This window comes from Parafrankia sp. Ea1.12, from assembly GCF_900465275.1.
Taxonomy (GTDB): domain Bacteria; phylum Actinomycetota; class Actinomycetes; order Frankiales; family Frankiaceae; genus Parafrankia; species Parafrankia soli.
Genome location: NZ_UBIZ01000565.1, coordinates 32,133 through 43,183 on the forward strand (window position 1 = coordinate 32,133; position 11,051 = coordinate 43,183).

At 73.5% G+C, this 11,051-nt stretch carries 9 protein-coding genes and 1 pseudogene; 8 read left to right on the plus strand and 2 right to left on the minus strand.

Annotated features, from left to right (window positions below):
• Nucleotides 1-117 precede the first annotated feature (117 nt).
• Complete coding sequence (locus FMEAI12_RS38870) at nt 118-381, minus strand: hypothetical protein (RefSeq protein ID WP_235014898.1); 264 nt, start codon at nt 379-381, stop codon at nt 118-120.
• Nucleotides 382-435: 54 nt separating this feature from the next.
• Between FMEAI12_RS38870 and FMEAI12_RS31635 the strand changes: the two genes are divergently transcribed.
• From FMEAI12_RS31635 to FMEAI12_RS31650, 4 genes are all read left to right on the plus strand, one after another.
• Nucleotides 436-1,908 (plus strand): LCP family protein, encoded by a 1,473-nt coding sequence (locus tag FMEAI12_RS31635; protein WP_235014900.1) that lies wholly within the window; start codon nt 436-438, stop codon nt 1,906-1,908.
• Nucleotides 1,909-2,073: 165 nt separating this feature from the next.
• Nucleotides 2,074-3,615 carry an LCP family protein gene (locus FMEAI12_RS31640; protein ID WP_112108885.1) on the plus strand — a complete coding sequence of 514 codons (1,542 nt, stop codon included), beginning with the start codon at nt 2,074-2,076 and terminating at the stop codon, nt 3,613-3,615.
• 202 nt (nt 3,616-3,817) lie between these two features.
• Nucleotides 3,818-4,783, plus strand: coding sequence for a TIGR03089 family protein (locus FMEAI12_RS31645; RefSeq protein WP_112108886.1), 966 nt, complete (start codon nt 3,818-3,820; stop codon nt 4,781-4,783).
• A gap of 40 nt (nt 4,784-4,823) precedes the next feature.
• Complete coding sequence (locus FMEAI12_RS31650; RefSeq protein ID WP_165938682.1) at nt 4,824-6,254, plus strand: UDP-glucose/GDP-mannose dehydrogenase family protein; 1,431 nt, start codon at nt 4,824-4,826, stop codon at nt 6,252-6,254.
• Nucleotides 6,255-6,296: 42 nt separating this feature from the next.
• Here the strand turns inward: FMEAI12_RS31650 and FMEAI12_RS31655 are convergent, their stop codons facing one another.
• Complete coding sequence (locus tag FMEAI12_RS31655) at nt 6,297-6,875, minus strand: carbonic anhydrase (protein WP_112108887.1); 579 nt, start codon at nt 6,873-6,875, stop codon at nt 6,297-6,299.
• 504 nt (nt 6,876-7,379) lie between these two features.
• On the opposite strand from FMEAI12_RS31655, the gene FMEAI12_RS31660 reads away from it, so the two are divergent.
• From FMEAI12_RS31660 to FMEAI12_RS38875, 4 genes and pseudogenes are all read left to right on the plus strand, one after another.
• Nucleotides 7,380-7,877 (plus strand): GtrA family protein, encoded by a 498-nt coding sequence (locus FMEAI12_RS31660; protein WP_200835474.1) that lies wholly within the window; start codon nt 7,380-7,382, stop codon nt 7,875-7,877.
• 245 nt (nt 7,878-8,122) lie between these two features.
• On the plus strand, nt 8,123-8,725 hold the full coding sequence (locus tag FMEAI12_RS31665; RefSeq protein ID WP_020463351.1) for a TetR/AcrR family transcriptional regulator: 603 nt from the start codon (nt 8,123-8,125) through the stop codon (nt 8,723-8,725).
• A 426-nt stretch (nt 8,726-9,151) separates the two neighbouring features.
• Complete coding sequence (locus FMEAI12_RS31670; RefSeq protein ID WP_112108889.1) at nt 9,152-10,441, plus strand: hypothetical protein; 1,290 nt, start codon at nt 9,152-9,154, stop codon at nt 10,439-10,441.
• 230 nt (nt 10,442-10,671) lie between these two features.
• Nucleotides 10,672-11,051, plus strand: a pseudogene (locus FMEAI12_RS38875) (hypothetical protein); the annotation flags it as partial.

Genomic DNA, 11,051 nt, shown 5'->3' on the forward strand with positions numbered 1-11,051 from the left:
CAGAGGGGGGACGCGGTGACCGGCGCTGGACCGCGCGCCTCGACAGGGCCTCGACAGGGGCCTGAGTCGCCCCGTACCGGCTCCGACCCCGCAGCGGGCGGGCGGCGCCGGCCGAGGTCACGGCCGCGCGCACGCTCGCGCCAGCGCGAGGTCACCCACGCGAACCAGGACGGGTCGGAGGCCGAGCTCACCGAACCGAGACCGAACCAGCGCCGCGGCGGCTGGGACAGGCTCCAGCGCCGGAACCCGGGCGAGGCCGGCTCGGACGCCCGAACCCGGGAGCAGCACCTGGAGCAGAGTCAGGACCACGCCCAGGACGGCGTTCACGACGACACCACCGACCACGACCACAGCACCGACCTCGGCCACGGCCACGGCCACGGCCACGGCCACGGGTCAGGGTGGCTCCCGGGGTCGGCCGGTCGGCGGCGTGGCGTGGCGTCGCGGCTCGCCGTCGTCGTCTCCGCCATCCTGTCGTGCCTGATCTTCGCCTTCGCCGTCGGCGGGTTCGCCGTCTACGAGCACTTCGACCGCCAGATCAACCGGCTGCGGCTGAGCCTGGACGGCGACCGGCCCGCAAGCCCCGTCGAGGGGACGACCAACTTCCTGCTCGTCGGCTCGGACAGCCGGGCCGGCACCGGGGGCGAGTTCCAGCGCGGCGGCGAGGTCGCCGGCCAGCGCTCGGACACCACGATCCTCGCCCACCTCGACGCGAACGGGACGACGACCCTGGTGTCGTTCCCGCGCGACACCCTCGTGCGCATCCCCGGGCACGGCCGGGACAAGCTGACCCAGGCGATCTCCATCGGGGGCCCGGCGCTGCTGGTCCGGACCATCGAGAATCTCACCGACATCCGCGTCGACCACTATGTGTCGGTCGACCTCGCCGGGTTCCGCGAGATGACCGACGCGATCGGCGGGGTCACGGTCTGTGTGAAGGCGTTGCCGGACGGACGGCGGACGAACCTGCGTGACGAGTGGTCCCAGTGGCGGGGGCGGGTCGGCGAGAACCACCTGACCGGCGACCAGGCCCTCTCGTTCGTCCGCCAGCGCCACGGCCTGCCCGACAACGACTTCGACCGCATCCGCCGGCAGCAGCAGTTCATCGGGGCGGTCTTCCGCAAGGCCACCAGCGACGGCGTGCTGACGAACCCGGCCCGGCTGGAGAACCTGATCAGCGCGGTGACGCGGGCCCTGACCATCGACGACGGAACGGACATCGAGGATCTCCGGCTGCTCGCGAAGCGGATGGGGTCGATGAGCTCCGACCAGATCAGGTTCGTGACGATCCCCGTGCACGCGCCGTCGCCGGCCGAGGGCGGGAACGCGCTCGGCGAGCTGCCCCGGTTCGGTTCCGTGCAGCTTTACGACCAGGCGCAGCTGGACGCGTTCCTGGCGCCGCTGCGCGGCCGGGACGGCACCAGCCCGACGGCCGTCCCCACCCCGCCGGCGTCGCCCCCGGGCGAGGTCTCCGTCGACGTGTTCAACGCCGCGCGGGTCGGGGGGCTCGCCGCGGCCGTGCGCAGTGACCTCGCCGGTCTCGGGTTCCGCGTCGGAACCCCGCGGGACTGGCCCGCCGGCTCGCTGCAGACCAGCGAGGTGCGGTACGGGCCCGGCGGCGAGGCGGCGGCGCGCGCCGTGCGGGCCGTCGTGCCCGACGCCAGGCTTGTCCGCGACGACGACCTGGCCGACCGGATCTCCCTGGTGCTGGGCGAGTCGTTCGAGAAGGTGGACGCGACCGGCGTCCCCGCGGCCGGGGCCCGAGCGGTCTCCGGTATGCGCCCGTCGGCACCGGGCAGCGCCTCGACGGGGTCCACGGGCCCGGCGGGCTCGACCCTGTTCGGAGCCCCCACCAGGCCGACCGCCCCGGTGACGGCGACCGAGCTGACCACCGGCTGCACGTACTGACCGGCGGCACCTCCTGACCGGCGGCGCGCCGATCCGGCCGTGGGCGCCCTCTATCCGCGGGCCGCCCACGGCGCCGGCGAACGGCGCGAATGTGCGGGGCGTCACACACCACCCTCGGATCACCCCAAACAACCACCGGCCATCACCGGGCGTCTGAAGTCTGCGATGAGACGCCCGAGAGACGAGCTTTCAGCCGAAAGATCCGACCTGACCTGGTCGGATGCGGCCGAGCCGCCCGCGCCCGCGACCTGGCGTCCACCGAGCCCACGCGAGCCGCACTTCCGGGAAGCGCGCGTCGCGGAGCCGAACCTCCCAGAGCCGCGTTCCGCGGAGCCGTACTTCACGGAGGCGCGCCTCGCGGAACCGACGCCCGCGATCGGGTCGCACGCCGCGCTGCCACCGGAGCTGAGCCCGCGTCTTGTCCGGCGGCGGCGCTCGCCGCTGCGCCGGCTGTCCGTCACGCTGGTCGCGATGATCTCGCTGTGCGTCCTGGGGGCCACGTCGGTCGGGTGGGCGGCCTACCGGCACTTCGACAGCGCGATCGACCGCAAGGACTGGACGCCCGTCGCCGGCGCCCGGCCCGCGGTGGTCCCGGGCGACCTGAACGTTCTCCTGCTCGGCAACGACAGCCGGGAGGGCACCCACGGCGAGTTCGGCGACCCGGGCGGCATCCGGGCGGACACGACGATCGTCGCCCACTTCGACGCGGACCGCTCCGTCACGCTGGTGTCCTTCCCGCGCGACACGCTCGTGCCCGTCGTGCCCGCGGCCGCCGCCACCGCCCCGGACGGCCTGTCGAAAATCGCGGACGTCATCCCGCTCGCGGGCGTGCCCGGCCTGATCTCGACCCTCGAGGCGTTCACCGGGCTCAAGATCGACCACACCGTCTCGATCAACCTCGCCGGCTTCCGCGCGATGACGGATGCCGTCGGCGGCGTCACGGTATGCGTCCGGCCGCTGCCCGACGGCAGTACCCGCAACTTCCGGGACCGGGAGTCGGGGTGGCGGGGCCAGCTCGGCGAGAACCGGCTCAACGGGGACCAGGCGCTGGCGTTCGTCCGCACCCGCAAGGCGCTGGGCGAGGAGCGGCTGCGCATCCTGCGCCAGCAGCAGTTCCTCTCCCGGCTGCTCGACGCGGCGACGAGCGCCGGTGTGCTCACCAATCCCGCGCGGATCACCAGTCTGCTCGGCGCCGTCGGTGGCGCGCTGCAGATCAGTGACAGCCTGACCCAGACGGAGATGCTCCGGCTGGCGAAGCGGATCAGCGAGCTCGGCCCGGGCGGCCTGCGGTTCATCACGATCCCGACGTATGTCCCGCTGCCCTCGGCCGGCGCCGTCGACGAGATGGGCACGATCCCGCCGCACGGCATGGTCCTCCTGCACGACCCGGCCGGCCTGGAGGCGATCGTGGGCCCGATGCGGGCCACGGCCGAGAACGGCGGCGGCTCCGGATCGCCCACAGCGCCGGGCGTCTCCGTGGCCGCCGGCGCCGCGCCGGGGGCAACCACGCCGGGGGGAACGGCGCAGGCCTCCCCCTCCGCCAGCCCGAGCGGCACAGCGTCCGCCGGCACAGCGTCCGCCGGCACGACGGCCACCGGCACGACGGCCGACCGCACCGCGGCCGCCGGCACGACGCCGCTCCCCGGCACCGCCGCTGGGACGGCATCGGCGGTGCCGGTGCCCGCCGACACCTCCTGCACCCCCTGACCGCCGAACCCGGCTGAGAGGGCCCGATCCCCGGTGCGCGAACGGCGTCCGCGCCGTGTCGTGCCTGTGAACGTCCGAGCTGGGGACGGGAGTCGGTAGCGTTACCGCCCGCGGCGGATCGCCGGCGCTCAGCTCGCCGGAACCCGACCACCGCCGGGCCCGCCCGCCCGCCGACGAACGACCGGATTGGAGACCAGAACCGTTGGACGTCCGGTTCGTCCCAGCACCGTCGATCCTTCCCGACGGCTCCGTGCCGCCCGACGCGCCGCCCGCGCGGTTCCCCGGGGTGGCCGCCGCGCTCGCCGCGCGGCTCGCGCGCGACCCGGCGCGTCCGATGATCACTTTTTACGACGACGCCACCGGCGAGCGGGTGGAGTTCTCCACCACGACGCTGGACAACTGGGTGGCGAAGACGGCGAACCTGCTCGGTGACACGGTCGGCCTCGCGCCCGGGGACGCGGTGGGCGTCGACCTGCCGGCGCACTGGACGACCTGCGTCATCCTGCTGGCGGCCTGGTCGGCGGGGCTCGACGTGCATGTCGCCGTCGGCCCGGAGACGCCGGACGGCGGCCCCGGCGGCAAGGGAGCCGAGGGAGCGGAGGGTGCCGGGTCGCCGGCCACCGGCGCCGGCGGCTACACCGGCGCAGGCACCGCTCCGGAGGAGCTCGGTGTCGTCTTCGTCAGCGAGGACCGGCTCGAGATCGCCACCGGACTGGGCGTCGACGAGATCGTCGCGCTGTCGCTGCGTCCGCTCGGTGGCCGGCTGCGGCGTCCGGTGCCGGGCGTGCTCGACTACGCGGTCGAGGTGCCGCCGCACGGCGACCGCTACGCGGCGCCGCCGCCGCCCGCGGGCCAGGCGGGGCTGATCCGCATCGCCGAGAGCGCCGCCCGCCGCGCCGGGCTGGGCCCGGACGACCGGATCCTCACCGCGGCCGGGCCCGCCACCGCCGTCGGCCTGCTCACCGGGATTCTCATCCCGCTGGTCAGCGGCGCGTCGGTCGTGCTGTGCCGCAACCTGGCCAGCATCGAACCGGCGGCGCTGGCCCGCCGGGCCGACAGCGAACGGATCACCGCGGTGGACTGGTCCGTGCCGGGGCCACTCACCGAAGCCCTGCCGGCCGGGGTTCGTCCCATCGACCCCGTCGACGCGCATGCCCGGCGGCGGTAGCGACGACGTGACCGGCTACCCGCGGTCCCCCCGGCCGCTCATGACGGGTGACCTGCCGGCCGTCCGCCGCATCGGCGTGGTCGGGACGGGCTACCTCGGCGCCACGCACGCGGTCTGCATGGCCGAGCTGGGCTATGAGGTCGTGGGGCTCGACACGGACGCCGACAAGGTCCGCCGGCTCGGCGCGGGCGAGGTGCCGTTCTTCGAGCCGGGGCTCGAGGAGCTGCTGCGCAAGAACCTGGAGGCGGGCCGGCTGTCGTTCACCTGCGACCCGGCCGAGGTCGCCGGGTGGGCCGACGTCCACTTCATCTGTGTCGGCACGCCGCAGCGGGCCGGTGACGGCGCCGCCGACATGACCTACGTGGACGCGGCCGTCGAGACGCTGATCCGCGCCGGCCTGCGGCCGGACGCGCTCGTGGTCGGCAAGTCGACGGTGCCGGCGGGCAGCGCCGAGCGGCTCGCGCGCCGGCTGGCAGCGGGAACCGGCGGCACCGGGCCGGGCGGTGCCCGGACGGGCGAGGCGGCGCCGGGCGGAACGGGGACAGGCCGGGCACGGACGGCACAGCCGGCGCCGGGCGGAGTCGAGCTGGCGTGGAACCCGGAGTTCCTGCGCGAGGGGTTCGCGGTCGACGACACGCTGCGCCCGGACAGGCTGGTCTTCGGCGTCCGGCCGGGCGGGCGCGGGGAGGCGGTGCTGCGGGCCGTCTACGCGCCGGTGATCGAGGCCGGCACGCCCGTGATCGTCACCGACTACGCCACCGCCGAGCTGGTGAAGGTCGCGGCGAACGCCTTCCTGGCGACCAAGATCTCCTTCATCAACGCGATGTCGGAGGTCTGCGACGCCGCCGGCGGGGACGTGACGAGCCTGGCGCGGGCGCTCTCCCACGACGCCAGGATCGGCGGGAGGTTCCTGCGGCCGGGGATCGGCTTCGGCGGCGGCTGCCTACCCAAGGACATCCGGGCCTTCCACGCGCGGGCGGCCGAGCTCGGCGCCGGCCCGGCACTGGGCTTCCTGGCCGAGGTCGACCGGATCAACCTGCGGGCCCGGGAGCGGACCGTCACCCTGATCACCAGGGCCCTCGGGGGCCGCGCGGAGGGCCGGCGGATCACGGTGCTCGGCGCGGCGTTCAAGCCGAACTCGGACGACATCCGCGACTCACCCGCCCTGGAGATCTCCGCCGAACTGCACCGGGCCGGCGCCCGGGTGGTCGTGTACGACCCGGCCGCGATGGCCAACGCCCGGCGGCGCTTCCCCGAGCTGGAGTACGCGCCGTCCGCGCACGAGGCGGCGACCGGCGCGGACGCGCTTGCGGTGCTCACCGAGTGGACCGAGTTCCGCGACCTGGACCCGAACGCGCTCACCCCGCGGGTGACCGGGCGGGTCGTCGTCGACGGCCGGCACGCGCTCGACGGCCCGGCCTGGCGCCAGGCCGGGTGGGCGTACTACGCGCTCGGCCGTCCACCGGCCTGACCGTCAGCCGGGGCTCAGCCAGCCGGGGCTCAGCCGCGCGGGTCAGGCGGTCGCCTGGGTGGGCGCGGACGCGGCCGACTGTGGGCTCTCGGTGATCTCATCGAGCTCACCGGTCTCGACGTCGTACACGAACCCGCGCACCGAGGCCGACGCGCGCAGGAACGGTGACGAGCGCAGCGCTGTGACCGAACGCCAGACGTCCTCCGCGGCGCTGGTGAACGACTGGAGCCGCCACCTCGGGCGCACACCCGTCCGCTCGGCCAGTGAGGCGCGGAAGCCGTCGTCGGTGAGCGTCTCCATGCCGCACCTGGTGTGGTGGATCAGGATGATCTCGGTGGTCCCGAGTGCGTGCTGGCTGACGGCCAGCGATCGCTCGATGTCCTCGGTCACCACCCCGCCGGCGTTGCGCAGGATGTGCGCGTCGCCCTCCGCGAGGCCGAAGATCGCCTCGAGGTTGATGCGGGCGTCCATGCAGGCCACGATTGCCACGCCGGTGGCCGGGCTGGCCGGCCGGGCCGAGCCGCCGCCCGCCGCGCGGCGCCGTGCGGCGAAGCTCGCCGCACGTGCCAGCAGGATGTCGGTCGTGCCCTGGGCGTGTCCGAGTTCTTCGGGCGCGCTCATGACCGGGGGGTCACCTCCGTCGGTTACGTCGCTCACACGGCGTCACCGCCGCGGAGGCTTGCCACTCTGACAAGAATGCAGTGGACGGGACGTCCACCGCCACCCATCTGCCGCGATCGGGCAGGTGCATCGGATCACGGACACGCCCAGGAGTGCCGACGTATCACGCAGCGCACAGGTGGGAACACTAAGGCAGTGACCCGTCACCTGACGTTGTCTTTGCCCTGGCCGCGCCGAGGCGTCGCTCCCGGCCGGCGCACCTGGCCCGGCCGGGGCACGATGACAGGCGCCACAGGGCGGCGAACCCGGCGGAGCGCCCGGGCGGCGGGCGCGGTTCCCCTCAAGGAACGGACGCCAGTTGGTAAACGGACGATTCGGGACGGCGACCGGACAGGCGTCGGCGGAGTGCGCATTCGGGGGTGGCAGATGGCGCCGCGCAGGTCGTCGGTAGTCTCTCCTGGTGGTCAAAATCGATGTTCTCGAAGTCGATCGGCGCCGCCCGTGGTGAGCCATCGGGTTCCACGTTCACCACTTCAGGTCCTCATCCATGAGGTGGGCAAGTTCGGCGTCGTCGGCGCGGTCTGCTACGCGATCGACTTCGCCGTCTCGAACCTGTGCCACACCCTTCTCGGGATGGGCCCGCTCAGCGCGAAGACCGTGTCGACGGTGGTCGCGGCGACCTGCTCATACGTCGGCAACCGGCAATGGTCGTTCAACCACCGCGCCCGAACGGGCCTGCGCCGGGAGTACACGCTCTTCGTGATCCTGAACGCGGTCGGGCTGGCTATCGCGCTGGCCTGCCTCGGCTTCGCGAAGTACGTGCTCCACCTCGAGGGCGTACTCGCGTTCAACCTGTTCGGGAACGTCCTGGGCACCGGGCTGGGCACGGTCTTCCGCTTCTGGGCGTACAAGAAATACGTCTTCCTGCACCCGGACCACCCAAAGGTGGCGGCACCTCCGGTGAAGGCCGACCGGGTCCCCGAGCCCGCCGGCCAGGCCTGATCCACCCAGGGCGCCGCAAGGCTCCGGGTTCTTCGCGACCCGGCGCCGAACGGCGCCCTGTCCCGTTCTCATCCCATCGGGACTCTAAGAGAACCACGGGGTTCCGGTACCGATCAGTTCTCCTGGCGCCCGGCTGCGCTAGGCTCTCGAGGCCAGCCCATGCACAGCGTGCCCGGTTCTCCACCAGTGGTGACTCGCTCACCGGGACCGCCGCGCAGCCGGTTCGAGAGCCAGGAGGGTGCGCCGTGACGCGGCCGACGCTCGCATCGCCCCGGCCGGGCGGTCGCCCGCGCGACGAGAGCCGCGACGGCGCGATCCGCCAGGCGACCCTCGAGCTACTCGCCGAGCACGGCTACGACGGCGTGACCATGGACCGGGTCGCCACCCGCGCCAAGGCCGGGAAGGCCACCATCTACCGGCGCTGGCCGTCCAAGGTCGCACTGGTGATGGATTCGATCACCCAGTTCACCGAACAAACGCTGCAGATCCCCGACAGCGGCTCGCTGCGGACCGAGATGATCCTGTTCCTGACCGCGTTCCATGAGCTGGTCGGCAGTGAGCAGGGCCGGATCATGGCCGAGATGGTCTCCGAGATGCCGCGCAATCCGGAGCTGCGTGCCGCCGTGCGCGAGCGCATGTGGAGCCAGCGCAAGATGATGTCCGAGGTCATCATCACCAGGGGGATCGCGCGCGGCGAGATAACCCCGGAGGCCGACCCGGCCATCCTGATGGAGATCGGCACCGCGCTGATCCTGCAGCGGCTGCTCATCACCGGGGACCCGGTCGACTCCGCCTTCATCGAGCACGTCGTGGACGACGTGATCATCGCCTACGCCAGCCGCGGCTGACCGCGGGGCCCGGCCAGCTCCGAAACGGGCCCGCCGGTAGCGGGCCACCTGGAGACCGCGGCGGCGGGACAACAGCGGGACAGGTCCGCGGGAGATCGGCGACGCATCCGCTCCGTGCTGTGACGGTGCGAGAACCAGAACCGATCAGTCATGTCCGAAATACGACCCGCGCCTTCGTTATCAACACGGAACTCCTACGCTTGAGCCGGCGCCTGGTGTCGAACCCTCACAAGACCCTCCGCGGGCACGCGCTCGACGCCCTTCGGAGACGGGGGACGACCGGGCGCCCGCAAACGCCCGGCGCCTCGGCGCCCAGCCCATACGGCGCCGTCCCGCGGGGCGGTCTCAGGTACCGCCGCTCCACCGCCGGCCACGGTCCATGCCGACCGTCGACGCGGGCGACATAGGCACATCAGGAGGAACGTCATGCAGCCACCGAACCCGGGTTCGCAGGACCCGGACGCCGAGACTCGGCGGGTCGACAGCGGTGGCCAGGGCTACGGCGACGACGCCGAGACCCGGCTCGTGAACGACGGCGGCTACGCGGCGCACCCCGGTGACGAGGCGACGCGGCGCGTCGACGGCGGCGCGGCAGGCGGCTACCAGCAGGGCGGCTACCAGCAGGGCGGCGGCTACCAGCAGCCCGGCTACGGGTCGACCGGTGGCTACGCGCAGCAGCCGGGCGCGGGCTACGGCCAGCCCCAGTCGGGCCAGCAGGGCTACCAGCAGCCTGGATACGGCCAGCCCGGATACGACGGCTACGGCCAGCAGAACCCGCCAGGGCAGCAGGGCTACCAGCAGACCCAGGCCTTCCCTCCGGGCTACGGCGCCGCGCCGGGCGCGGAGGGCTACGGCCAGACGGGCCAGAGCTACCAGCAGCCCGGCTACGGCGACTACGGCCAGCAGGGCTACCAGACCGAGGGTTACCAGCAGCCCGGCTACGGCCAGCAGGGCTACCAGACCGAGGGCTACCAGCAGCCCGGCTACGGCCAGCAGGGCTACGAGGGCTACCCGCCCGGTGGCGGCTACCCGGGCGGCCCGGGGGGCCCCGGCGCGCCCGACCCGAACAAGCGCCGCAACATCATCATCATCGCGGTGGCCGCGGCCGTGGCACTCGCCATCGCGATTCCGGTCGCGCTGGTCGCGACCGGCGGCTCCGACGACAAGCCGTCGCCGCCCGTCGCCTCGGGATCGTTGACCCCGTCCGCCTCCACGAGCCCCAGTGCCAGCCCGTCAACGGCTCCGACCAGCGCGTCGCCGTCGCCGTCGGCGTCCCCGTCGGCGAGCTCCGGCGCGCTCACGGCGGCACAGTCGGCGCTGCTCGCGAAGCTGGACCCGACGACGATGACCGACTGTGAGGCGAACCCGGGCGGCGAGGACGAGGACATCGACGCCTCGCTGTTCTGCACCGCCGACAACGGCCAGCTCGTCGCCGCCTACCACTATGTGGACGCCTCGCACCTCGACAACGACGTCGAGTTCCGGAAGACGCAGGTCGAGGACCAGGGTGACTGCGCATCCGGTGACCCCGACATCTTCACGTGGAATTTCAAGGAAGGTCAGACCGAGGGCACGGCCCTTTGCTACTACTACGAGAACAGTTTCTTCATCTTCTGGACCTATGACCGCGATCAGGTCTCGTTCATGGCGCTGAACGACAACGCCTCCGCGCTGTACGAGTGGTGGGCCAAGTTCGACCCGATCCCGCGAGGCTGAGCGGCCGCCGGCATCCGGCGGCGGCGCCCGGATCCCCGCCGGGCTCCCGCCGGATGCCCAGCGCCCGCCGCGGACGGCCCGTCACCGGCGCAACAGGCCCCTGGTCGGGACGCCTCGGGACGATCCGGCGGAACCGTGTGCCTACCCTGTGACGCGCGGCATCATCAGCATGGTGCCATCATCCGTCCCGGCAGCATCTATTCCGGCCAGATCCCCTCTCGGGAGGAATCGTGCCCAGCCATGGCCCCGGCGACGACGGCGTGTCGCCCGTCCCTGAGCCGCCGGCAGGCCCGCTCTCGTCGCGTGACGACGCGCAGACCGCCGCGGACATCGAGGACGAGCTGGACAGCACGCAGATACTGAGGCCGGACGGCGCGCGGACCGGCCTCTCGCTCAGTGCCCCGCCGCCCGGCGGATCGGGGTGGACCGGACCGCCTCCGGGCCCGCCGGTGCCTTCGCGTGGTCCGGTGTCGTTCGGCGGCGGTCCCGCTCCCGGTGGCTTCCCGGGTCTGCGCCCTGGTCCGCACACCGGTCCGCAGCCGCCCGCGCAGGGAGGAGCGGGCGGGCCGGGATGGCCGCCTGCCGGCACGGGACCCGGCACCGGCTACCC